The organism is Sporosarcina contaminans (genome assembly GCF_042679045.1).
Taxonomy (GTDB): Bacteria; Bacillota; Bacilli; order Bacillales_A; family Planococcaceae; genus Sporosarcina; species Sporosarcina contaminans.
In genome coordinates, this window is sequence record NZ_JBHTLT010000046.1 from 1 (window position 1) to 23,245 (window position 23,245).

Sequence of the window (23,245 nt, forward strand, 5' to 3'; positions counted from 1 at the left end):
GCGGAAAGCGTCCGCCCTGTAGCGCAAATCAACATTACTCAGCGGTATCTAAGTAAAAGGGTGACGTGCAAATCACATCACCCCAACATTTGATTTAGAACCTTTATTTTCACTGTTCATGACATTTTCAGCCTTACGATTGATGAGTGAATAACCTCTCATAAATAAAAATGCATTTGCTTATTGCATTGTTTCTGGATTCGTATTCAAAATCATCGTACCCTGCATCCACTTCAAAATTATATTGTACTTCATTCACTGTAAGAAATTACGATTCGTTTCCATATAAAAGACTACTTACCTAATTCTATGTTTTGACGAAGTTATAGTTTAAATGATATAATTATATTGAATTAAAGGTAATTTATTTTAATTCTTCTATTTCCGTTTTAGATACATCGCAGTAGATTTTTCATCAAAAATAGGAGGTATGAAGTTATGAAAGCAGCAGTTTGGTATGGCGAAAAAGATATCCGTGTGGAAGAACGGGAACTGAAGCCATTGCAAGACAATGAGGTGACAGTACGTGTAGCATGGGCAGGTATTTGTGGCTCTGACTTACATGAATATCAAGAAGGTCCAGTATTTATTCCAGTCAATGAACCTCATCCGTTAACTGGACAACAAGCACCACTTACAATGGGACATGAATTTGCCGGCGTCGTTGAAAAAGTCGGGAAAGATGTAACCTCGATTAAGGTTGGCGATCGTGTAGCGATTAATCCTATGTATACGTTCGGCAATAAACATGAAGATGTGGATGCTTATGACGGTTTCCAATTTATCGGCTTAGGGTCAGATGGTGGATTTGCAAAGTATGTAAACGCAGGTGAAAACTTTATTTATAAATTGCCGGAAGGTATGACATTGCAGGATGGTGCATTAGTTGAACCGACAGCGGTTGCTGTACAAGCAGTTAAAGAAGGAAATATGCAATTCGGTGATACAGTAGCAGTTTTTGGTGCTGGTCCGATTGGATTGTTAACAATCATTGCAGCTAAAGCAGCGGGGGCAAGCAAAATCTTTGCATTTGATTTGTCGGAAGAACGTTTAGAGAAAGCTAAAGAGCTTGGCGCTACACATGTTTTCAATTCAGGGAAAGTGGATCCTGTACAAGCTGTTAAAGACGTTGTGCCTGATGGCGTGGATGTGTCCTTTGAAGTTGCAGGTGTTGCACCGACTTTCAAACAAGCAATTGACGCAACGCGTGCTCGGGGTACGATGGTTATTGTATCAATCTTCGCTCGTCCAATTGAATGGAATCCGATGCAATTAACGAATACTGGTGTTAAAGTAACTTCGACCATTGCCTATACACGAACTACATTCCAACAAACAGTTGATTTGATCGGTACAGGCCAATTAAAACCACAAGGCGTTATCACTTCTCAAATTGAATTGGATGATATTGTGGACAAAGGCTTTGAGGCTTTGACGAATGATAAAACGCAAGCGAAAATTTTAGTAAAATTAAGCGGAGAAATGTAACACTCTTTGATTATTAGTGAGGCAGCCATTTTATGGCTGCCTCTTTCGTTTGTACATAATAACCCCCAAGTCCGTGCTCCGTTCCCAAAGTAAATTGTCCCGAGTTCATATAGAAGGTAACTCCACGTCCAATGTGAATCTTTCGCTCTCAAAGTAAGATGCTCTGCTACAGAATGCGAATCCTCCCGCGCTGAAAGGTCAAGTTCCGCCCTCAAATTAGCATCCCATATCTGTATGAGATAGATGCAAAATGGCGGAATCGCCTCTTGGACATATGATATGATGAAAATATTCATCTATGAACGGAAAAGAGGGATACTTTGATTTACATTGGATTGACAGGTTGGGGCGACCATCCGGACGTTTACTCACCGACCTCCAAGAAAAATGAAAAATTGATAGATTATAGCTCCCACTTTCCAATCGTTGAGTTAGACGCATCTTTTTACGCTATTCAACCTGAGCGTAATATCCGAAAATGGATTGATGAAACGCCTGATAACTTTCAATTTATCGTGAAAGCTTATCAAGGAATGACAGGACATCAGCGAGGAAAGTTACTGTATGATACTGCCGAAGAAATGTTTCAGCTGTTTAAGCTTTCTATCGAACCGATGCGAGCAGCCGGAAAGCTATCTATGATTTTAGTTCAGTTCCCACCTTGGTTTGATTGCAAACGGGAAAATGTAGAGCAGATCAGATACATTCGAAGACAACTGGAAGGGTACGATGTAGCAATCGAGTTTCGCCATCAATCATGGTACGATTCACCTATGCAGGAAAAAACACTTTCCTTTCTGAAGGATTTGGATTTTATTCATACTGTTTGCGATGAGCCGCAAGCTGGTGAGGGCAGTGTCCCACTTATAGCTAAAACAACGCGCAATGATAAAGTATTTATTCGTTTGCACGGTAGGAATGTGAATGGCTGGCGCAATACAACAGGAGATAATGAAGCTTGGCGCAGAGTCAGGTATTTGTATAATTACTCAGACAGTGAATTGATGGAAATTCGTCAAGTTGTTCATCAATTAAAAAACGAATCGAAAGATGTATTTGTCATTTTCAATAATAATTCTGGTGGCCATGCAGCTGAGAACGCCAAACGTTTTCAAAAAATGATGGGCATTAACTTCCAGTCACTTGCACCTAAGCAGCTTGACTTTTTTGAGGAGGAATAAGAATGGCGTATCTTTTATTGGCATTGATCGGTGCAATATCAGGTGTTATGGGGTCAATCGTAGGGCTTGGCGGAGGAACAATCTTAGTGCCTCTAACACTATTAGTTGGAATTGACCTAGGCTTAATACCGGGAATTACTCCTCAAGTTGTCGTCGGTATTTCTGTCATTATGATGATTTTCAATGGACTCTCCTCAACGTTATCGCATATGAAAGTGAAGACGGTCGATTATCGTACTGGCTGGATTTTTTTTGCGGGGTCCATTCCGGGCACTTTAATCGGTGCATTTGTGAATAAAGGGCTTGATTTGCCATCTTTCAATTTGTATTTTGGAATATTGCTTATATTGCTTTCGATATTATTATTAGCTCGAAAATATATGAAGCCGATAAATTGGTTTGTCGATCATGGAAAGAAGCAGGAATTCATTGATCACAATGGAAAGACCTATATTTATGGCTATCCAGTTTGGTTTGCGCTCATCCTTTCATTTGCAATCGGATTTTCATCAGGATTGTTCGGGATCGGTGGCGGAACGATGATTGTTCCAGCGATGATCCTCCTGTTTTTATTTCCACCCCACGTGGCTGTTGGAACATCGATGTTCATCGTATTTCTCTCGGCAATCGTCAACTCGATCACTCATATTTCGTTAGGTCATGTAAACTGGCTTTACGCTTTGCCTGTCATACCTGGCGCGTATATCGGGGGGACTATCGGTACAATGCTGAATAAAAAAATGAACTCAGATACGTTAGTTCTCTTATTGCGGATCATGCTCTTGTTATTCGGAATACGGTCTATTTTTGAAGGGATTTGGGGATGAATATGCAAAAAAAGATGGAAACGATATATTTTTACCATACAAATGATATTCATAGTCATTTTGATACTTGGCCGCAAATTAGCAGATATCTAATATCAAAACGAGCCGAGCATAAAGAACGTGAAGAAACTTGCCTCGTTTTTGACATAGGCGATCACGTAGACCGTTCTCACCCCTTCACGGACGGAACAGCTGGCAAGGGGAATGTTGCATTGCTGAACAGTGCTGGCTATGACGCGATTACAATCGGAAATAATGAAGGCATTACGATGTCGAAAAAAGCATTGAATACGTTATATGAAGGTGCTGATTTTGATGTTATTATTTGCAATTTATTTGAAACCGATGATTCAACTCCAAAATGGATGAAGCCCTATGAAATCTATACGACTGTTACCGGTTTAAAGATAGGCGTTATTGGTGCTACTGCGCAATATAAGGAATTTTACGCGAAGCTTGATTGGCAGATTGTGGAGCCGCGCGAAGCTTTGCGGAAAATTGCAAAATCGATTTGTCCGCAAGTCGATATAATCGTCTGTCTTTCCCATTTGGGCATCCACGAAGATCGGTTGCTTGCTGCAGAATGCAAAGAAATCGATATTATATTCGGAGCGCACACCCATCACCTTTTAATGGAAGGAGAGTGTGTAGACTCAACACTGTTAGCTGCTACAGGCAAATTTGGACAGTATGTAGGAAAGGTTGTTGTACAGTTCGACATCGATTCGGGACGTATTGCAAATAAACATGCAACGATCATTCCGGCAAGTGAACTTGAGAGTGAGGAGGCGGACGTTGAAAGGGTCAATCGATTAATTGAAGACGGCAAACAATCGATGGATGAGAAGGTGTTTTACAATTCATTTCCGTTGAAGAATGATCTGTTTAAAGAAAGCCCGCTGTCATCGTTCTTCGGTAAATCATTAATCGCCTATACAGATGCTGATTGTGCTCTTTTTAATGGGGGACTCTTTTTAGGTGGTTTGGAGCAAGGATGGGTGACAAAAGCAGATTTGCATGCATTGCTGCCACATCCGATCAATCTTTGTGTCGTTCAACTAAAAGGAACGGAGCTTTTGGAAATCATCCGTCTCTCAAAGAATGAAGAATGGCCGAAAACAGAAATTAAAGGGCTTGGCTTTAGAGGGACTTTAATGGGCGGGCTTATATTTGCAAACCTTCATGAGACGGAATCAGGACAGTTGTTCGCGGGTCAGAAGGAAGTTCTTCCTGAAACGAATATTTCATTAGCAACCTTAGATATGTTTACTTTCGGATTTTTCTTTCCAACTTTAAAAGATGCAGAAAAAGACTATATTATGCCGGAATTCATACGTGATGTGCTTGGATGGTATGGAAAAGAAACCTTTGCCGGTACGCTGTAAAAAATCCTTTTGTAGATGGCAATAGATAGTATGAACGGGGCCCCTCCTGCATAATGTGAAGCAGGAGGGATCAGTTTGAAATTTCATGGTCAAGTCCCTCGAAAATATTATAGAGGAAGACGTAAACCGAAACGTAAATGGTTCCCGATTTTAATTCCTGCATTTTTAATAACAATCGCTCTCTTTTTTTACTATGTTAATTCAAAATTGACGCCAATATACTTGCTATATGCGGAAGTCCAAACTGAAAGGATCGCGGCACATGTCATTTCTCAAGCAAATAAATCGAGGTCGACAGAGCTTTATAATGCAAATGAAATTATAGAAATTGTTCCAAATGATTCACCGGGAATGGTTGTCAACACGATTAATACCGATATTATTAATAAGTCGATGTCAGAGTTGCAAAGCCTTGTGGAGGCTCATTTGGCATCAGCTGAAAGCGGCAATTTGGAAATGCTGCCTATTAGCGAAAACATAGAGTATGATCCAAAAGCTATGGAAAGCCAAGGAGGAATTGTTTATTTCGTTCCGATGGGGCAGGCGTTGAATCTTCCCATATTGGGGAATTTAGGGCCGAAAATTCCAATTCGTTTTCATGTAATTGGGGAAGTTCAGACAGAAGTTGTAACGGATATTGAAGAGTTTGGCATTAACAATGCTTTAGTAAAGGTGGATGTTGTTGTAAAAGTGAACGTACAAATCATTGTACCGCTTGCGACACGTAAAAGTGTTGTGGAAAAAAGGATTCCAATGGCAATTGGATTAATCCAAAGCCCAATTCCTCAAATTTATAATAGAGGGGATGTCAGTCCTCCACAAGTAGAGGTGCCCTTCCCACTGACAGGCACACAAGGAAGCCCTTGAAAAAAGTTCGATTTCCTGTTAGTCTTAATAGAAAGAGGAACACCGATTAGGTAGAGGTTGCAATGCTTAAGAGTACCAAACGAGAGACGGCATCGATGACCGTTTGGGAAAGGAAGTTTTGCCGAAGTGTGAAATGGCTTGCCAAGCCTTTCATAGCTGGGGTCATTCCGAATAGGGATGGCACTGTCACACATTGTTGAGATGTGTGATGAGCTACAGATCGTGCGTTAGATAAAGAGAGCTCAATTATCTTACAAACGAAACGTAGAATAAGCCGACACCTATGACACATAAAGTGTAATAGGTGTCGGTTTTATTTTTTCCCCTCTATGTTCTTCAATTCATAAAGTTGGAGGAAATGAATATGATAGGCACATGGGTATCAATAATACCACCATTAATCGCAATCGTCATGGTGCTGCTAACGAAAAGGGTCTTGTTATCACTTGGATCCGGAATTGTAGCAGCGGCATTATTAGTTTCATCTTTTTCGCCATTGGAAACTGTGAAATCGATCTGGACAGGAATGACAGCATCATTCTGGTCAGAAGGCGCTTTGAATACGTATAATATTTTCATAATGATTTTCATTCTTTTATTAGGGATACTTACAGCGTTTGTCAGCTTGTCAGGCGGCAGCAGGGCATTTGCGGAATGGGCCATACGCCGCATTAAGACAAAGCGCGGTGCAAAGCTACTAACGGTTTTCATCGGCATTATAATTTTCGTAGACGATTATTTTAATTCATTGGCTGTAGGTCAGATTGCAAGACCTATTACGGATCAACATCGCATATCGCGTGCGAAATTGGCCTATTTCATCGATTCGACCTCTGCCCCAATTTGCGTAATTTCACCTATTTCAAGCTGGGGCGCATTTTTGATCGGGCAGTTAGCGTTAATTTTTGGAACGAGTGCAGCCATTACGTATTCTCCATTGTCTGCATTTTTAATGATGGCTCCCATGAATTTCTACGTGATCGCCACTCTGTCTATGGTATTTTTCTTTGCATGGACGAATATTGATTTCTTTGCAATGAAAAAGCACGAAGATCGTGCAGAGCAAACAGGTGAATTATTCGATCCTGAAAAGGATATTCCAGGTCAATTGAAAGAGGATTTTCCTGTTCATTCTTATGGCCGGGTACGAGATTTGATTGCTCCAATTGTAGCGCTTGTTATTTTTACATTGGGCATGATGGTGTGGACCGGTTATCGTGCAGGAGGGTCTGCAAGCATTTGGTCTATTTTGGAAAATACGGACGTACCATTGTCCTTAGTGACGGGGGGGATTGTCGGTACAGTATTAGCAGGAAGTCTTTATATCGCACAAATGAAACAGAACGAGACGGCTTCATTTTCATTAATTGGGAAAGCGATCGTTAGTGGTTTAAAAGCAATGCTACCAGCGGTATTAATTTTGATTTTTGCGTGGGGATTAACTGATTTGATCGATGTGCTTGAAACGGGTCTTTACCTCTCAGGCGTTGTAGAAAAATCTAGTATTCCTGTCCACTTCTTGCCGCTTATTATGTTTATCTTAGCCGGCCTGATGGCATTCTCAACTGGCACTTCTTGGGGTTCGTTTGGTATTTTGCTGCCGATAGCAGGAACGATTATGATCAATGCAGAACCGGAGCTTCTACTACCAGCACTTTCAGCAGTATTGGCAGGGGCGGTATTCGGAGATCACTGTTCTCCTATTTCAGATACGACGATTCTCTCTTCTACAGGCGCTGGTTCCAATCATATGGATCACGTAGCGACTCAGTTGCCTTATGCTTTAATAGCGGCAATCATATCCTGCATTGGTTATTTGACTTTAGGGTTAACTGGTTCCATTTGGGTAGGGCTTGTCGTAGTAGTAGTGATCATGGCATTATTATTTACTATAATAGTATCTAAAAAGAATAAAACAGAGTATAAGGTGAAATCCTTCATAGAATAAACAGAAACAGCTGTCTCATATGTTGATCTAATCGACTATGAGGCAGTTTTTTTACCCGAAAATGGCAGCGTTTGTACAATCTTTAGACCTAATAGAAGTAGTTAAAAAGATTCTTACTATACTAAAAACACTTTGACATTAGTAGGATGGACATTTATACTAACTGTAGGATCGCAATAATCTGAATTTACTTACATGTTAGATGCAGAAAAAAGAAAGGGGAGATCTAAAATGGAAGGACGTTCTCAATGGGGAACACGCGCCGGATTTATTATGGCAGCAGTGGGGTCTGCTGTCGGTTTGGGGAATATCTGGCGTTTTCCGTATGTTGCGTATGAAAATGGCGGCGGAGCATTTTTTATTCCGTACTTATTTGCTCTGTTAACAGCGGGAATACCAATTTTGATCATGGAGTTTACGATTGGTCATAAGTATCGTGGGTCTGCACCGTTGTCATTCTTCCGGATGAAGGGGAAAAAAGCGGAATGGATCGGTTGGTGGGGGATTTTTGTATCTTTTGTCATCTCTACCTATTATGCAGTTATAATCGCCTGGGCGATGAAGTATACGATTTACTCGTTTAATTTATCATGGGGGAGCGATACCGAAGGATTCTTATTTGGAAGCGTACTGAACATTGCCGACAATCCTGGGGAAGTTGGCGGTTTCGTCCCTGGTGTACTATGGCCGCTGTTATTAGTATGGGCGCTCACATTTGTTATTCTGTTAGCAGGTGTCAAAAGAGGAATCGAGTTGGCGAACAGAATATTTATCCCGACATTGATTGTTGTATTCCTCTTAGTTGTCATAAGAGCGGTTACATTGGATGGGGCAGTATTGGGACTTGAGGCATTCTTTAAACCGGACTTGAGCAAATTGACCAGTCCTACCGTTTGGGTAGCCGCATACGGTCATATTTTCTTCAGTCTATCGATTGCGTTTGCAATCATGATTACGTATTCGAGTTACTTGCCTAAAAAATCGGATATTACAAACAACGCATTCATCACAGGTTTTGCAAACTCAGGATTTGAATTGTTAGCAGGTATTGGGATTTTTGCAGCTTTAGGATTTATGGCTTCACAGGCAAACGTAGCAGTTTCAGAGGTTGCTTCAGCTGGAGTCGGGCTTGCTTTTGTTGTATTCCCACAAATCATTAATGAAATACCAGGCATGAATGGAATATTTGGTGCGCTCTTCTTCCTTTCTCTTGTGTTGGCTGGGCTTACATCGCTCATTTCAATTTGTGAAACATATGTAGCCGGCTTGCAAGATAAATTTAATATTTCAAGGACAAAATCAGTCATTATCGGAGCAGGCCTTGCAACGATTTGTTCATTGCTATTTGCAACTCGCGGCGGTCTCTACTTCCTCGATGCTGCGGATTATTTCATCAACCAGTTTGGTGTAGCGGCAATCGGGCTGATTGAAGTTATTTTGATCGCTTGGGTATTCAGAAAATTGGGTGTTTTCGAAGCGCATGCAAATGAAATTTCCGATATGCGAGTCGGAATGTTATGGAAAATTTGTTTAACGGTCATTACTCCACTCGTCTTAGGGTATATGATGATCGAGTTGCTGCGCATTAATATTATGAAGTTGCATGATACAGACACCGGAACGTATGAAGGATATCCTGCAGAATTCATAATGGCGGGAGGATGGTCTGTAGCCATTTTTGCACTCGTAGCGGCGATCATCTTTACGTTCTTCAAATGGAATAAAACAACTGCTGAATCTACGGACTATGATAATCGATAAGGAGGATTCTTTATGAGTGGTGGAGCAATTTTAATGATGATCGTCGGGATCCTCGTCATATGGGGGGGACTGGCGGCAAGCATCGTGCATGCGGTCATGAAATCGAAAAGTAATGGGTAATCGATAAATTTTCTAAAACGATAACATAGAAAACATGTGAGGATATTTATTCTTTCACATGTTTTCTTTTTCTACCATTTGGTTGCCGTCTGAAACTTATCATCTGTTCAACCGTATAAAAAAGAGAATTGGAAAAATCAGTAAAAGGATGATTACTATGAAGGTGAATAAATGGTTTGCTACGATGTTTAGCATAATAATTTCCATTACCATATTAACAGGTTGTTCAACGAAAAAGGAGATTATTGTCTCGAATGAGCAGGAAGGAATTGAGTTGAAAGTACAACTGAATCAAGACAGTGTATCTCCTAACGATGAAGTACTCCTACATGTGACTTTGACAAATCATAATGATTCAACAAAAGAAATCTACGTTCCAACACCGAAAGAGACTGATGAGGGCATTGCTGCGGTAATGGTAATTGATGAAAAGGATAATCGGTTGTATCAATTTTTATCTCCTCATTCCAATCAAAAATTATCGAATGTAAAAGAACGTACTTTCTATGATTATGTCTTAGTAGAATTAGGAGCAAATGAATCCATTGAACAACAGTTCCTTTGGAATCGGGAATTCTATGATGAACAGAATGAAAAATCCGTCACAGCTCAACGTGGAAAATATATTTTGAGTTCTTTCGTCATCTTGGATGAATTGGAAAATGAAGAAGATTATTTTGAGCCCGAAAAGCAAATCGTTTCCAAATTTCATTTTAGAATTAAATAAAATATACTTATGTATGAAAGACGCTGTTTCGTTGAAATGAAAAAAAGTAATATCAAAAATCTCACATACATTTTTGGATGGTAAAAAGGATGATAGTAAAATCTGAAAAGTTGTTTGAAGTCAGAATATATGATACATTGACAAGAGCGTTGATATCCATTATAAGTACATAGGAATGGGGTAGATTGCTTTGTCTTGCAGACCAGAAACAGGAAAAAAAACAGAACATATTCGAAAGCCTGATTGGTTAAAAATTAAACTTAATACGAACGAGAACTATACCGATTTAAAAAAGTTAATGCGTGAAAAAAACTTGCATACTGTGTGTGAAGAGGCACGTTGTCCAAATATCCATGAATGTTGGGGAGAGCGAAGAACAGCGACATTTATGATTTTAGGAGCGGTATGCACACGTGCTTGCCGTTTTTGCGCTGTGAAAACCGGTTTACCGAATGAGTTAGACTTGGCAGAACCAGAACGAGTTGCCGACTCTGTAGCGCTTATGAATTTGAAGCACGTCGTCGTAACGGCAGTAGCTCGCGACGATTTAAAAGATGGAGGCTCTGAAGTTTTCGCGGAGACAATCCGTGCAATCCGCCGCAAAAACCCATTCACGACAGTCGAAGTGTTACCGTCAGATATGGGTGGCGACTATGATAACTTAAAGAGGCTTATGGATGCCAAGCCGGATATTTTAAACCATAATATTGAGACGATCCGTCGCTTAACGCCAAGGGTCCGTGCGCGTGCAACTTATGATCGGTCGTTGGAATTGCTCGCACGTGCAAAAGAAATGTATCCTGATATCCCTACAAAATCTTCCTTGATGGTTGGATTAGGAGAAACGTTTGAAGAAATTGTTGAAACGATGGATGATTTACGTGCTCATAACGTCGATATTATGACGATCGGTCAATACTTGCAACCTACAAAAAAGCATTTGAAAGTCCAAAAATATTATACACCGCAAGAATTTGCCGAGCTTCGAAAGATTGCCATGTCAAAAGGTTTTTCACATTGTGAAGCTGGTCCGCTTGTTCGCTCAAGCTACCATGCCGATGAACAAGTAAATGCAGCGGCAAGGGAAAAACAGCGTATTGGCGATGAGTTATTGGAAGCAACAGTTAAAAGCTAAAATGGTGGTGATGGAATTTGATTATTATTGATCAGACGCAATATGAGGTTTTACAAAATCACCGCGACGGTTTTAATGAAGAAGCATTGGAAAATAGATATAGCGATGTCTTATCAAAGTATGACTATATTTTAGGCGATTGGGGCTATGGTCAACTAAGATTGAAGGGATTCTTCGATGATCATCATCCGAAGGCGAGCTATGAATCTAAAATAAGCACATTGCAAGATTACCTGTACGAATACTGCAATTTTGGCTGTGCATACTTTGTATTGAAAAAGGTTGGCAAAGTAAAGCAAGAAGAGCTTGAAAAAGAAAATCCATAAGGAAAATTGATGGCTGGCATGTGTAAAAAACATGCCGGAGCTCAGACTGTAGACAAAGTATCTTTTTACTTTGTCTACAGTCCTTTTGAGGTTTGTAGTCATGAGATAGGTGTTTGCCCAGCTTGGCTTGAAAACGCTTGTCAGACAAGGCGCGAAGTCGAGCGAAGACCCGAATAGAACTTAGGTTCATGAGGGGACGAGCGAGACGAGCAACGCAGTATGCGAGCGTTTGTCAACAAGCTGAGCTGGCATGTGTAAAAAACATGCCGGCTTTTTGCATGGTCTAGATTGCCGTATGAATGTTCCATTATGGAACCGATGTGATATGATGAAAGAGAGATGACTATCGGGAGGGAACACCATTGTATTTTATTGATCGCAATCAAATCAATGCTACATTGTCTTATATGGAAAAAATAATCGATTTGTTTGAACAGCGAACGGACTGGACGACTGATCCGATTAAGGAATTGGCATTGGAACGTATGGCACATACAGTGATTGAGTCGATTATTGACGTAGGAAATTCCATGATCGATGGATTTATAATGAGAGATCCAGGAAGTTATGATGATATTATTGACATTATGGAAGATGAAAAAGTGATCACTTCTGAAATGGCATCCCCATTGAAAAAGGTACTTAGCCTACGTAAATCGGTTGTCCGAGAATTTACGAAAGTGGACAGCGAAGAACTTGAATCGGTGTTGTACGAAAACAGAGATGAATTAAAAGCATTCCCTGAAAAAGTCCGTCATTATCTTGAATACGAATTAGGGCCCGTATCGGCTTTCATGCCGTCAGGTGAATAAATTGAAATCTTACAAAGCAATATGTTTGGACATGGATGGAACGGTCTATAGAGGGAATGAAGTCATTCCTGAAGCATCTGTTTTCATAAATAGCTTTCAAGGCAAAGATATTGATATTTATTATGTAACGAATAATTCTTCCATGACGGCGGAACGTTTTCAAGCAAAACTATTAAGGATGGGGATTCATGCTTCTACAGATCAAATTATGACTTCGTCAATTGCGGCTGCTACGTATTGTAAACAGCATTTTGAAGGTGCGAAAGTTATGATGATTGGAGAAGAGGGGCTTGAACAAGCACTGCGATCGGAAGGTTTTGTCATAACGGATGAAAATCCTGACGTTGTAGTAGTAGGGATCGATCGGAATATCACTTATGAAAAACTGTCCAACGCGGCATTATCCATTAGGAACGGTGCCCATTTTATTGCAACAAATGGCGATAAAGCTTTCCCGACGGAGAGAGGTCTCGTTCCAGGAAACGGTTCATTCGTCAAGCTATTAGAAACAGCTACCGATCGTGAGGCGACCATTGTCGGCAAACCTGAACCGTATATGTTGGAGTTCATACGGCAACGCGGCTATTCGAAAGAGGATATGGTGATGATCGGAGACAATTACGACACGGATATCCAAGCAGGCATCCGCTTCGGCATTGATACGATTCATGTTAGCGGAGGCGTAACGGATCGGGCAACAGTTTTGAAGAAAGACATGCAACCGACGTATTTGTTTGACAGCTTGACCGATTGGAAATAAATAAAAGAAAAGCGAACCGATATTCGGTTCGCTTTTCTTTTAAAACAAAGGGTTCTCCTCGATGAATTGATAAATTTTTTCGGTTAATTCTTCAGGAGTATCCGCTTCAACAATTTCGCCATTTACAAGAGCATACAATGATTCCGCACAAGTTGTGCAGTAGCTCAAACAGCCGTATTCAAGTACATCTATATTTGGATCTTTTTCTAATGCTTCTAATGTTTCCTGTGAACCGTTTGCAAGATTACTCATGCAAAATTCGACAATCGGATTCACGATGATCACCTCGCTACTTGGCATGTTACTCTTTTTTTCGTCGCCCGTCAATTTCCATGTCTTATTGTGAAATATCTCACAAACTGTTATAATCGAAGATGGAAAAACTACGGAAATTAATTTATCTTTATTCAATGAAAGATTTCTACGAGAAAAGCAGCATTGTACTGTTATTTTTCAGGAAGTCCAAATGTGTTTAACGATCATTTGTATAAAGATAGGTCGTCGGCGGATGTTTGTAGAATTAAAGATGAAAGAATAGGGTTCGCGATGCCATAAGAACACTTCTACAAGATGTCAGTTAGTAGAAATTCAGTTAATGAGCGATCATAGATCGGATTGAGAGCGATTGCGAAATTCATCGATGATTGTATGGCATGCATTGGGTTTGTCAAGAGAGTGCTGTCTGTGAGAGGGATTTGCACATTGTTGACTCGCGATGTAATGAACAAGGAGGTTCATCCGAACAAAATAACGCTGAAATGCAATTGAAAAAAGGAGATTGTCATGAGAAAACTTGTACTATTAGGCGCGGGCTATGGGAATATGCGTATATTGCTACGCCTGCTTAATAAGGATTTACCGGACGACGTAAAGATTACGCTCATCGACAGAACGCCGTTTCATAGTCTTAAAACAGAATTCTATGCATTAGCGGCCGGTACTGCCCCAGACTCGGATATTCGAGTGGCATTGCCAGAACATGAGCAATTAGAATTCGTTGAAGGAGAAGTATCCAAGATTGACTTGGAGGAAAAAGCAATTAAGCTTGGGGACGGCAAGGCAGTTCAATACGATGAATTGGTAATCGGACTCGGATGTGAGGATAATTACCATAATGTACCGGGGGCGGCCGAGTATACGAACAGTATCCAAACGATCGGAAAATCAAGACTCACGTATAATAAGCTATTGGACTTAGGCGGAGGCGCAACCGTCGGAATTGTCGGAGCTGGTTTGAGCGGGATTGAACTTGCGAGCGAATTGCGGGAGAGTAGGCCTGATTTGAAGATCAAACTATTTGATCGAAGCCCAAGGATTTTGAAAGACTTCCCTGAGCGTTTAAGTAATTATGTAAAAGACTGGTTCGATAAACATGATGTAGAAGTGATCGCGAATTCGAATATTACAAGAGTTGAAGAAAACGCCCTTTATAATCATGAGGATGAAATCATGGTGGATGCTGTCGTTTGGACAGCTGGCATTCAATCTGTATCCATTGTACGTGAATTGGACATTGAGCAAGATAGAGGCCGTATCGTCTTAAATCAGTACCACCAAGTTCCAAATTATACAGACGTCTATGTCGTTGGTGACAATGCAGCCCTTCCACACGCTCCAAGCGCCCAATTGGCAGAGGAACAAGCTGAGCAGATTGTCAAAGTGCTTCGCCATATTTGGAACGGAGAAGCATTACCCGAAAAGATGCCTGAAATTAAGTTAAAAGGATTTATGGGTTCATTAGGGAAAAAGCAAGGCTTTGCTTATCTTGCTGATCGTACCGTCACTGGACGCATTGCAAGACTTTTGAAATCCGGAGTTCTTTGGATGTACAAATGGCACAATGGTTAATTAAGTTTAGTAACGTTGTTATATGAAAACAAAACTCCCTCATTCATCTTTGTAAGAGGGAGTTTTTCTCAATTATAGTACTCTCATTATCATTCTTGCACGACAAAACCGTGCTTTTCTAACTCAGCAAAAACAGGCTTTAATTGAATATATCCTTCCCCTACAACTTCATCTTCAATCATGACTAAAGGATAGAAGTATTCGTCATCCAACACTTGTTGGGCAATCTCTTTCTGTCTCTCATCTGTTATGTCCGATTCGATGTCGATGTATTCGATAGCATATGGCTGATCCGGGTATTTACGGTCAATTGCGGCTTGTAGCCATTCGTAAGTATCTTTTGATGAAGGGGCGTTGACACAGCTTGCACATATAATATCTGCACCGTAAATTTCAATTTTCACCCTCTGTTTCTCCACGTGATCATTCCCTTTCCTATTCTATATTGGATTTTTTAATGAATCCAGTTTATACTTAGTATAAAGAAAGGGGAGACATAAAACAATGAATGATACAGCAATGATGGAACCAGTACAAGAAGTTTTAAATAAATTACGTCCTTTCCTATTACGTGACGGGGGCGACTGTGAATTGGTCGATATTGAAGAGGGCGTTGTAAAACTTCGCCTATTAGGCGCATGCGGTACTTGCCCGAGCTCTACAATTACGTTGAAAGCGGGAATCGAGCGTGCATTGTTAGAAGAAGTTCCTGGTGTAGTGGAAGTTGAACAAGTATTTTAATTAATCGAAAAGGCTGTCCTATGCGCATTTTGCAGGACAGCCTTTTCTTATTTATATGGTGAAAGGGTTCATTGCGCACTCAATTCTCTAATTTCTTGCCATCTATTTTTTGCCATTTCAATGATTTGGGGCTCTGTAGATGTTCGTTGACTTTCAATGACGCGGGATAGATTGCGGATTGTCGATTCCTGATCGCCGATTCGATAGGATAATTCGGCCATCATGTAGAGGACTCTCGTCTCGGACATTTGAGTGCCTACATAGTCACCTTCGCTAAAAGCCTCGGTGTACAAGTCCCGTGCAATGGAAGTGAATCGCTTTTCCTCCTCTTGATCCCCTTTTTCTCGGTAGAGCCATGCTAAGCGTAAAGTGATCCCCGCCATTGTCAGGGGCTTCTCTTTCTTAATAGTAGCGCTTAAATAAGCTAATTTATACGTTTCAATCGATTCTTCAATCGTTCTTTCATTCCCGAAAGATCTTCCGCTCCAAAGGGAAGTAATTGTATTAGTAATTTCCTCTTTTGTGCCGGCTGGAAAGAATTTGGAGAACTCCTCTGTGAATGAAAACCCACAATGCTCACATACAGCAACATTGTAATAAAGCGGGTGGATATCTGGGTCAGAATAAACGGGTTTGAAGTCACTATCATGCTTGGCAACGCGGACAAATCTTGATCTGATTTTTGTTGTAGTAAATTTCTCCCTACAGTTCAAGCATTCAACATTCTTGACATAAGTAGGACTTATATTCATGTGACATCATCCTTTCGTACTAATCGTCTTATTATAGCGCATCTTTGATGTTTATGAGCAAATATTATTGCGTAATTGACAAAATGATTGATATGATAGAAAAAAAGCAGGAAGGTGGATGTAAATGACACAATATGTTGAACTTACTGAAGCTGCGGCTTTCCGTGTGAAAGAGATGATGGCCCATAACGGAGAGGAAGGTTCATATCTCCGTGTCGCAGTGAACGGCGGAGGATGCAGCGGACTGACATACGGATTAGGATTCGAAGAAACAAAATCGGATGAAGACCACTTGCTCATGCAGCATGGTATACAAATAGTCGTCGCCAAGGATGATGCGGCCATTTTAGAAGGAACAAAAGTTGATTATAAAGAGTCCTTAATGGGCGGAGGCTTTACGATCGACAATCCAAATGCAATCGCTTCTTGTGGCTGTGGAACGTCTTTTAGAACGGCGAAAAAGGTTGGAACACCAGAAGCTTGTGATTGAAAAGTAGAAAGCATAGGACGGAAGGGATTTTCCCTTCCTTTTTAAATGGTTATTTTAACGTTAAAGTGTTGAAAACCCCTTATAAAAAGGCTACTATTATATAGTAGAAGTTTGTCGAAGAGAGACAAAGGCCAGGACTGAGTAAATCGTCATATAACCGACTTTTAATCGGGCCCGGCACATAATAAATTCAAAGGTGGTTTCGATTTTCGTGAAAAGACCGACAATCTTAGTATTAGGTGCGGGTTACGGCGGTTTATCAGCAGTCGTCAACTTGCAAAAATCAGTAGGTGCAGACGAAGCAGATATCGTATTGATCAATAAACATGATTATCACTACGAGTCTACTTGGTTACATGAGGCAGCGGCAGGGACATTGTCTCCTGAACAAGTCCGTTATCCAATTAAATCTGTCATCAACGAAGGAAAAGTGAAGTTTATCGAGGCGGAAGTACAAGCGATCGATATACAAGGTAAGGTCGTAACTACTAACGTCGGTACACATACGTATGACTACCTTGTCATTTCCTTAGGCTTCGAAGGTGAAACGTTCGGTATTACTGGCTTGGACAAGTACGCACTTTCGATTGCGAACGTAAATGCAGCACGTCAAATTCGCGAGCATATTGAATATCAATTTGCAACATGGTCTCTTGAAGATGAGAAAGATGATAGCCGTTTGACAATCGTTGTCGGCGGAGCTGGTTTCACAGGTATTGAATTCTTAGGAGAATTAGGCAACAGAGTTCCTGAGCTTTGCAAAGAATTTGATGTACCACAAGAAAAGGTTCGTGTCATCTGTGTAGAGGCAGCTCCAATGGTATTGCCTGGCTTCGACCCAGAATTAGTTGATTATGCAGTTAGACAATTAAAAGCGAAAGGAATCGAATTCTCAATTGGAACGCCAGTTGTAGAAGCGACTCCTGAAGGCGTTAAAATTAAAAAAGGCGAAGATGAATTCGAGTTCATCAAAGCCGGTACAGTCGTATGGGCAGCGGGTGTTCGAGGCAACCGTCTCATTGAAGAGACTGGCATTGAAAACATGCGTGCCCGTGTCAAAGTCGAAAAAGATCTTCGTGCTCCAGGGCATGATGACGTATTCATCATCGGTGACTGCGCATTGATGATCAATGAAGAAACGAATCGTCCTTATCCTCCAACTGCACAAATTGCGATGCAACAAGGGGATATGTGTGCAAATAATATTATCGCTTTGATGAAAGGCGAACGTACTTCCGATTTCGTTCCTGATTTGAAAGGAAGCATTGCATCATTGGGCGATGACGATGCAATTGGAGTGGCTTTCGGCAAGAAAATGACTGGCAAGAAAGCTTCATTCATGAAGAAAATGGTTGATAATCGTGCGCTCTTCATGATTGGTGGCGTCGGTTTAACATTGAAAAAAGGTAAGTTCAATCTTCTAAAGTAATGTGACTTAAACTAATGTATAGCCTATTAGTCCACTCTTTGAAGTGAGAGGCTAACAGATATTGAATGACGTTAAAGCATCTCCTATTTTATTGGCAGATGCTCAGACTGTAGACAAAGTATCTTTTTACTTTGTCTACAGTCTTTTTAAGGATTGTAGCCAATAGATAGGTGTTTGCCCAGCTTGACTTGAAAACGCTTGCCAAGGAAGGCAATCTAAGAACGCCACGTCCTAGAGGTGCCTTAATTTCTGCAAAGAACGCAGAAATACGGCCAATCGAACCCTTCGCCGTTCGATTGGCAACGGTTGCATGACTCGCTTCCCGCGAGCCCGCGCGAAGTCGAGCGAAGACCCGAATAGAACTTGAGGTTCATGAGGGGACGAGTGAGACGAGCAACGCCGTATGCGAGCGTTTGTCAACAAGCTGAGCATCTGCCTATTTTATTGGCAGATGCTTTTTTCGGAGGTGATTCCGTGCCGATTGCGAAGCGTGGGAACGTATGGCTTGGCGCGTCAGGCTTAGTGATGAACCGCATGGGAGAATGGCTAGTCGTTCGTAAAACATATGGGGGCTTAAAAGGGGCCTGGTCTTTTCCTGCAGGGTTTGTAGATGGTGGAGAAACAGCCGATGCCGCTGCGATTCCAAGAGGTTAAGGAAGAAACAGGTGTGGATTGCAATTTGGTAGGAATGATCGGTTTTCGCACTGGTGTATTAAATGGACAGATCAGTGATCATTTAGCGATATTTTTACTGCGTCCGAAGAAAGAGGAGCAACAATTTGCACCTGACGTCAATGAGATTTCAGAAGTCGCTTGGAAAACGCCTTTTGAGCTTAAGGAGGATCCGAATGTGTCGGCAATGATTCGTGAAATAGCAGATGAGGCGATCGAATCAGGATTATATCAAATGAATGAAATAAATCCTGGGGATTGGTTCGGCTATACTTCTTATAAGCTGCTTTTCAAGAAATAGTTTTGACAAATCAATGACCTTACGTGCGTTCTATTGAAAGGTTTCATCTCTTCCTGTAAAATGTTGAGTGGAAAACGGAGGTAGTCGACTTGGGACAAATTTCACTAGTGGAAGTCATTTTATCTATCCTTATTTTCATTGTCATGTTTTTCGGCATCGGCTTCTTGTTGAATATGCTGCTTCGTATGACATGGCTAATGGCGATTCTATATCCAATTGTTGTCGTCTTGATCATTGATGATGTGCGTGTATTTGAATATTTCACAAAACCGAAGTATGCTTTCGGTCTACTTGGAGATAAAATAGTTTCCCTACATGCTGTCGACATTATCATTTTGTTAAGCGGATTGGTTGGAGCGATTATATCTGGATTTGTGATAAAAGCATTGCGAAAACAAGGTTATCAAATGTTTTAAAATAATATTGGCTGAACGCTCATTTTTTAATACGAGTGCAGATCGATAAGGTGAATGCAGCAAGCGCATGTTACGTTTTTCTAATTGAATGAATGGTAACAGGCTCGTTTAAACTCAGATACAATTATGAGGTGTTTGATAAAAACGGTGTACCGAAGACAAATTGTCTATAGGTACACCGTTTTTAATTTGCTAAATACCTTAAATGATAAATGAGTACGTAATCACTGAGATAAGAATGCCAGTTACTGAACCGGCAAATACTTCACTTGGCTTATGCCCTAATAGCGTTTTTAGCTCTTGTATTTTCTGCTGGCCGTCTTTATGTGACCAGCCTTTCATCTCTTGCACAAATGTTTGAAAATCAATTCGCATTTGATTAATGATCAGAGCCTGTTGTCCCGCCTGATAGCGTATCCCTGTCGCGTCAAACATAACGATGACAGCAAAGATGGCAGATATGGCAAACAATGTCGAATCCAGTCCCGCCTCATAGGCTACAGCTGTCGTCAATGCAGACACGGCGGCGGAATGAGAGCTTGGCATACCCCCTGTCGAAGTCATTAATTTCCAATCTAACTTCTTTGAAAACAGATAATGGATAGGAATTTTTACAAATTGAGCGAAGAAAATCGCAAATAATGCCGCTAGGAGCGGAGTATTTTGAAAAAGAGCCATCGATCATCCACTCCTTTTTGAAAAAGTAGAAAAATATATAATTATTATACCATCAATCGCACTATGTGAAAGGATATTCCGAAGTTCGAATAATTCTTTTTTGTTCAGCGGTAGTTTAAGATATAATAAAGGTGAATGAAAAGTGGGAGGTTGTCAAATGAAAACAAATATTCTACAGCCAGACTTCAATGAAATCAAATGTGATGTACTGTTAGTAGGGGTACCTGAGCATCCAGAGAACGTAACAGGATGGTCGGTATTTGAGGAATCTTTTAGTCCGCGACTGATTGATTGGATTAAGTCTGGGGATATTCAGACCGAATTTAAAAAGATCGTTAAAATGCCTTCGTTGCAAAAGAACGGATATGACCGTGTAATGTTTGTTGGCCTTGGACCTTCTAAAAAATTGACGGAGGACCGCTTGCGGCAAATATTTGCAGCAGCAGGAAAAGAACTTAAAAATGTAAAAGCTTCTTCAGTCGCTGTTTGGACATCGCCTTTTACGAATGAAGATGTAAAATGCGAGGATGTCGTATTTGCAGCAGCTGAAGGGATTGGCCTCGGCAGCTATCAGTTTGAAGGCTACAAAACAGATTCAAATGAAAAAGACGTTGTTCTCGAAACATTATCCTTTTTAACGAACGCTGATGAGGATGAGATGAAAGCGGCATTTGAAGTTGGGAAGACATATGCGGAAGCTGTCAATTCCGCTCGAAACTTAGTGAACTTGCCTCCGAATATGCTGACAGCTACCAAAATGGCAGATTATGCGACAAAATTGGCGGAAAAATACGATTTTGAAATTGAGGTATTAGGTAAAAAAGAGATGGAAGAGTTAGGCATGGGTGCCATCTTAGCAGTCAATAAAGGGTCTGTTGAAGAGCCGCGTTTAATTGTAATGAAGTATGCGGGCACTGATCAATGGGAAGATGTTGTCGGGCTTGTCGGCAAAGGAGTTACATATGACACAGGTGGCTATTCATTGAAGCCTCGTGAAGGCATGGTCGGCATGAAAGGTGATATGGGAGGCGCTGCAGCTGTTTTAGGAGCAATGCAAATTATCGGAGAGCTGCGTCCTTCTAAAAACGTTATTGCTGTTATCGGCTCGACTGACAATATGATTTCCGGAGATGCTTTCAAGCCGGACGATGTCATTACATCTTTAAGCGGCAAGACGATTGAAGTATTGAATACGGACGCGGAAGGCAGATTGGTGTTAGCTGATGCTGTAACGTACGCGAAGCAGTCCGGAGCAAACTATGTCATTGATATCGCTACTTTAACAGGTGGTGTTATTGTTGCGTTAGGCAATGATAAAACGGGTGCTTTGACGAATAATGAAGCGTTCTTCGAAGAATTCATGGAAGCATCGTTAGAAACTGGAGAGTTCGTCTGGAGACTGCCTTTAACTGAGAACGATAAAAAGAGAATCCGCAAAAGTGATGTTGCCGATTTAAATAACTCTCCTGGAAGAGATGGCCATATGATCTTTGGTGGTGGTTTCGTCGGTGAATTTGCGGAGGATACACCTTGGATTCATTTAGATATCGCTGGGACGTCCGATGCGTCAGCACCCCATGATTTAGGTCCAAAAGGCGGCACAGGGGTAATGGTACGTACTTTGGCTACTTTCATCGAGAGAATGGCTGAGAAAGAGCAATCATAAAGTAAATGAAATGTTTAACATCCGTTCGTTGGTCATTACAAAACGAGCGGATGTTTTTTTGGGGGGAGATTTTTTGGAGGAAATAAAAGTTGTCTATGCATTTATACAAAATAGTGAGGGTCAAGTATTAATGGTTGAAAACCATGAGGGGCATTGGTCTTTTCCTGGGGGAAGAGTAGAAAAGGGAGAAACTTTAGCAGAGGCTGCAGTACGCGAGGCATATGAAGAAACGAAGTTAATCATTAAAATAGGAAATATCATGGCCATTGACGAAGTAAAGTTCTCAGAGCGGAATCATCATGCGATTTTCTTTACTTTTGAAGGAAAGATCATTAGTGGCAACGAGGAAATTAAAATGCCTGAAGAAATATTCGATATTGAGTGGGTCGATATGGATCAAGTTGAACGAAGGGCACCTTATTTAAATGGCATTCATAAAGTTTTGTCAGGTAATGCACCTTATTTTAATCAAGGAATACGGTAAGTTTATACTAAATGTACGGTAGTTCATAGAAAAAATAGTGGAACGAATAGGATTCGCAGGGATGGTGCCAGAAAGTGAACCTAATTGTGCAAGAATGGGCATTCGCCCCTCTACATACCGCCCGATTCGAATAGGATAGGTGAGAAAGGGGGATGACGAATGCCACGGTATGGCAGATTTGGCAGAGGACCTTATGGTCGTGGATTTGGAGGTTATGATGGATTCGGTTTTGGATTTGGAGGACCATTTTTAGGTGGATTGGTAGGCGGTTTCCTCGGGAATGCATTGTTCCCTTCTTATCCATATAATTATGGTGGTTTTTCTCCATTTTACGGTGGATTTTCACCATATCCATTTTATTCACCTTTTGGATTTCCGTATTATTAAAAAAACACACCCGGTTCCTTTCGTTAGGAACAGCGGGTGTGTTT

The 23,245-nt window shown here is 40.9% G+C and carries 25 protein-coding genes, 1 pseudogene and 1 riboswitch; of the genes and pseudogenes, 22 read left to right on the plus strand and 4 right to left on the minus strand.

What is annotated here, in order from left to right:
* The first annotated feature begins 438 nt into the window (after positions 1-438).
* The 13 genes from ACFQ38_RS09915 to ACFQ38_RS09975 all read left to right on the plus strand — a co-directional run bounded on the left by ACFQ38_RS09915 (position 439) and on the right by ACFQ38_RS09975 (position 13,337).
* On the plus strand, positions 439-1,488 hold the full coding sequence (locus ACFQ38_RS09915; protein ID WP_336824257.1) for a 2,3-butanediol dehydrogenase: 1,050 nt from the start codon (positions 439-441) through the stop codon (positions 1,486-1,488).
* Positions 1,489-1,808: 320 nt separating this feature from the next.
* On the plus strand, positions 1,809-2,669 hold the full coding sequence (locus tag ACFQ38_RS09920) for a DUF72 domain-containing protein (protein ID WP_381480597.1): 861 nt from the start codon (positions 1,809-1,811) through the stop codon (positions 2,667-2,669).
* Between the two features lie 2 nt (positions 2,670-2,671).
* A complete protein-coding gene (locus tag ACFQ38_RS09925) occupies positions 2,672-3,496 on the plus strand; it encodes a sulfite exporter TauE/SafE family protein (RefSeq protein WP_336824255.1) in 825 nt (274 codons plus the stop codon).
* Complete coding sequence (locus ACFQ38_RS09930) at positions 3,493-4,881, plus strand: bifunctional metallophosphatase/5'-nucleotidase (protein ID WP_381480599.1); 1,389 nt, start codon at positions 3,493-3,495, stop codon at positions 4,879-4,881. Before ACFQ38_RS09925 ends, ACFQ38_RS09930 begins: the two co-directional genes overlap by 4 nt.
* 75 nt (positions 4,882-4,956) lie before the next feature.
* Entirely contained in the window at positions 4,957-5,748 is a 792-nt protein-coding gene (gene yunB, locus ACFQ38_RS09935; protein ID WP_336824253.1) for a sporulation protein YunB, read from the plus strand.
* A 43-nt stretch (positions 5,749-5,791) separates the two neighbouring features.
* Positions 5,792-5,972: riboswitch (Lysine riboswitch) on the plus strand.
* A 140-nt stretch (positions 5,973-6,112) separates the two neighbouring features.
* Entirely contained in the window at positions 6,113-7,696 is a 1,584-nt protein-coding gene (locus ACFQ38_RS09940) for a Na+/H+ antiporter NhaC family protein (RefSeq protein WP_381480602.1), read from the plus strand.
* Positions 7,697-7,927: 231 nt separating this feature from the next.
* A complete protein-coding gene (locus ACFQ38_RS09945) occupies positions 7,928-9,457 on the plus strand; it encodes a sodium-dependent transporter (RefSeq protein WP_336824251.1) in 1,530 nt (509 codons plus the stop codon).
* 12 nt (positions 9,458-9,469) lie between these two features.
* Positions 9,470-9,577 (plus strand): methionine/alanine import family NSS transporter small subunit, encoded by a 108-nt coding sequence (locus ACFQ38_RS09950; protein WP_336824250.1) that lies wholly within the window; start codon positions 9,470-9,472, stop codon positions 9,575-9,577.
* A 157-nt stretch (positions 9,578-9,734) separates the two neighbouring features.
* Positions 9,735-10,304: a hypothetical protein gene (locus ACFQ38_RS09955; protein ID WP_381480604.1), complete on the plus strand. Its 570-nt coding sequence runs from the start codon at positions 9,735-9,737 to the stop codon at positions 10,302-10,304.
* A gap of 190 nt (positions 10,305-10,494) precedes the next feature.
* Positions 10,495-11,439: a lipoyl synthase gene (gene lipA, locus ACFQ38_RS09960; RefSeq protein ID WP_336824248.1), complete on the plus strand. Its 945-nt coding sequence runs from the start codon at positions 10,495-10,497 to the stop codon at positions 11,437-11,439.
* Between the two features lie 17 nt (positions 11,440-11,456).
* Positions 11,457-11,765, plus strand: a complete 309-nt coding sequence (locus tag ACFQ38_RS09965; RefSeq protein ID WP_336824247.1) for a YutD family protein — start codon at positions 11,457-11,459, stop codon at positions 11,763-11,765.
* Positions 11,766-12,127: 362 nt separating this feature from the next.
* Positions 12,128-12,577 carry a DUF86 domain-containing protein gene (locus tag ACFQ38_RS09970; protein WP_336824246.1) on the plus strand — a complete coding sequence of 150 codons (450 nt, stop codon included), beginning with the start codon at positions 12,128-12,130 and terminating at the stop codon, positions 12,575-12,577.
* On the plus strand, positions 12,570-13,337 hold the full coding sequence (locus tag ACFQ38_RS09975; RefSeq protein ID WP_336824245.1) for a TIGR01457 family HAD-type hydrolase: 768 nt from the start codon (positions 12,570-12,572) through the stop codon (positions 13,335-13,337). The genes ACFQ38_RS09970 and ACFQ38_RS09975 overlap by 8 nt, the downstream gene beginning before the upstream one ends.
* A gap of 39 nt (positions 13,338-13,376) precedes the next feature.
* On the opposite strand, the gene ACFQ38_RS09980 is transcribed toward ACFQ38_RS09975, so the two are convergent.
* The gene (locus ACFQ38_RS09980) at positions 13,377-13,613 is read right to left on the minus strand and encodes a YuzB family protein (protein ID WP_336824265.1); all 237 of its coding nucleotides are present in this window, start codon (positions 13,611-13,613) and stop codon (positions 13,377-13,379) included.
* Between the two features lie 507 nt (positions 13,614-14,120).
* On the opposite strand from ACFQ38_RS09980, the gene ACFQ38_RS09985 reads away from it, so the two are divergent.
* Entirely contained in the window at positions 14,121-15,185 is a 1,065-nt protein-coding gene (locus ACFQ38_RS09985) for an NAD(P)/FAD-dependent oxidoreductase (protein ID WP_381480608.1), read from the plus strand.
* Between the two features lie 89 nt (positions 15,186-15,274).
* On the opposite strand, the gene ACFQ38_RS09990 is transcribed toward ACFQ38_RS09985, so the two are convergent.
* On the minus strand, positions 15,275-15,604 hold the full coding sequence (locus ACFQ38_RS09990) for a YuzD family protein (RefSeq protein ID WP_336824243.1): 330 nt from the start codon (positions 15,602-15,604) through the stop codon (positions 15,275-15,277).
* An 85-nt stretch (positions 15,605-15,689) separates the two neighbouring features.
* Between ACFQ38_RS09990 and ACFQ38_RS09995 the strand changes: the two genes are divergently transcribed.
* Positions 15,690-15,926: a NifU family protein gene (locus ACFQ38_RS09995; protein WP_336824242.1), complete on the plus strand. Its 237-nt coding sequence runs from the start codon at positions 15,690-15,692 to the stop codon at positions 15,924-15,926.
* Between the two features lie 68 nt (positions 15,927-15,994).
* Here ACFQ38_RS09995 and ACFQ38_RS10000 read toward each other — a convergent pair whose 3' ends face one another.
* Entirely contained in the window at positions 15,995-16,678 is a 684-nt protein-coding gene (locus ACFQ38_RS10000; protein WP_381480611.1) for a DUF2225 domain-containing protein, read from the minus strand.
* A gap of 124 nt (positions 16,679-16,802) precedes the next feature.
* Between ACFQ38_RS10000 and ACFQ38_RS10005 the strand changes: the two genes are divergently transcribed.
* The 4 genes and pseudogenes from ACFQ38_RS10005 (at position 16,803) to ACFQ38_RS10020 (ending at position 19,986) form a co-directional block, all read left to right on the plus strand.
* On the plus strand, positions 16,803-17,168 hold the full coding sequence (locus ACFQ38_RS10005) for a HesB/IscA family protein (RefSeq protein WP_336824240.1): 366 nt from the start codon (positions 16,803-16,805) through the stop codon (positions 17,166-17,168).
* A 211-nt stretch (positions 17,169-17,379) separates the two neighbouring features.
* Positions 17,380-18,597, plus strand: a complete 1,218-nt coding sequence (locus ACFQ38_RS10010) for an NAD(P)/FAD-dependent oxidoreductase (protein WP_336824239.1) — start codon at positions 17,380-17,382, stop codon at positions 18,595-18,597.
* A 525-nt stretch (positions 18,598-19,122) separates the two neighbouring features.
* Positions 19,123-19,570, plus strand: a pseudogene (locus tag ACFQ38_RS10015) (NUDIX domain-containing protein).
* 143 nt (positions 19,571-19,713) lie between these two features.
* Positions 19,714-19,986 carry a YuiB family protein gene (locus ACFQ38_RS10020; RefSeq protein WP_381480639.1) on the plus strand — a complete coding sequence of 91 codons (273 nt, stop codon included), beginning with the start codon at positions 19,714-19,716 and terminating at the stop codon, positions 19,984-19,986.
* A 201-nt stretch (positions 19,987-20,187) separates the two neighbouring features.
* Here ACFQ38_RS10020 and ACFQ38_RS10025 read toward each other — a convergent pair whose 3' ends face one another.
* A complete protein-coding gene (locus tag ACFQ38_RS10025; RefSeq protein ID WP_336824235.1) occupies positions 20,188-20,664 on the minus strand; it encodes a divergent PAP2 family protein in 477 nt (158 codons plus the stop codon).
* Between the two features lie 157 nt (positions 20,665-20,821).
* Between ACFQ38_RS10025 and ACFQ38_RS10030 the strand changes: the two genes are divergently transcribed.
* The 3 genes from ACFQ38_RS10030 (at position 20,822) to ACFQ38_RS10040 (ending at position 23,201) form a co-directional block, all read left to right on the plus strand.
* Positions 20,822-22,330: a leucyl aminopeptidase gene (locus ACFQ38_RS10030; protein WP_381480614.1), complete on the plus strand. Its 1,509-nt coding sequence runs from the start codon at positions 20,822-20,824 to the stop codon at positions 22,328-22,330.
* 73 nt (positions 22,331-22,403) lie between these two features.
* Positions 22,404-22,814 (plus strand): NUDIX hydrolase, encoded by a 411-nt coding sequence (locus ACFQ38_RS10035; RefSeq protein ID WP_381480616.1) that lies wholly within the window; start codon positions 22,404-22,406, stop codon positions 22,812-22,814.
* A 159-nt stretch (positions 22,815-22,973) separates the two neighbouring features.
* A complete protein-coding gene (locus tag ACFQ38_RS10040) occupies positions 22,974-23,201 on the plus strand; it encodes a hypothetical protein (protein WP_336824232.1) in 228 nt (75 codons plus the stop codon).
* Positions 23,202-23,245: the final 44 nt, after the last annotated feature.

Coding starts and splice junctions, on each gene's coding strand:
- ACFQ38_RS09950 (WP_336824250.1), top strand. CDS start 9,470: ATGAGTGGTGGAGCAATTTTAATGATGATCGTCGGGATCCTCGTCATA.
- ACFQ38_RS09925 (WP_336824255.1), top strand. CDS start 2,672: ATGGCGTATCTTTTATTGGCATTGATCGGTGCAATATCAGGTGTTATG.
- ACFQ38_RS09995 (WP_336824242.1), top strand. CDS start 15,690: ATGAATGATACAGCAATGATGGAACCAGTACAAGAAGTTTTAAATAAA.
- ACFQ38_RS09940 (WP_381480602.1), top strand. CDS start 6,113: ATGATAGGCACATGGGTATCAATAATACCACCATTAATCGCAATCGTC.
- ACFQ38_RS10025 (WP_336824235.1), bottom strand. CDS start 20,664: ATGGCTCTTTTTCAAAATACTCCGCTCCTAGCGGCATTATTTGCGATT.
- ACFQ38_RS09985 (WP_381480608.1), top strand. CDS start 14,121: ATGAGAAAACTTGTACTATTAGGCGCGGGCTATGGGAATATGCGTATA.
- ACFQ38_RS09915 (WP_336824257.1), top strand. CDS start 439: ATGAAAGCAGCAGTTTGGTATGGCGAAAAAGATATCCGTGTGGAAGAA.
- ACFQ38_RS09930 (WP_381480599.1), top strand. CDS start 3,493: ATGAATATGCAAAAAAAGATGGAAACGATATATTTTTACCATACAAAT.
- ACFQ38_RS10040 (WP_336824232.1), top strand. CDS start 22,974: ATGCCACGGTATGGCAGATTTGGCAGAGGACCTTATGGTCGTGGATTT.
- ACFQ38_RS10030 (WP_381480614.1), top strand. CDS start 20,822: ATGAAAACAAATATTCTACAGCCAGACTTCAATGAAATCAAATGTGAT.
- ACFQ38_RS10005 (WP_336824240.1), top strand. CDS start 16,803: ATGACACAATATGTTGAACTTACTGAAGCTGCGGCTTTCCGTGTGAAA.
- ACFQ38_RS10000 (WP_381480611.1), bottom strand. CDS start 16,678: ATGAATATAAGTCCTACTTATGTCAAGAATGTTGAATGCTTGAACTGT.
- ACFQ38_RS09955 (WP_381480604.1), top strand. CDS start 9,735: ATGAAGGTGAATAAATGGTTTGCTACGATGTTTAGCATAATAATTTCC.
- ACFQ38_RS10020 (WP_381480639.1), top strand. CDS start 19,714: ATGTTTTTCGGCATCGGCTTCTTGTTGAATATGCTGCTTCGTATGACA.
- ACFQ38_RS09945 (WP_336824251.1), top strand. CDS start 7,928: ATGGAAGGACGTTCTCAATGGGGAACACGCGCCGGATTTATTATGGCA.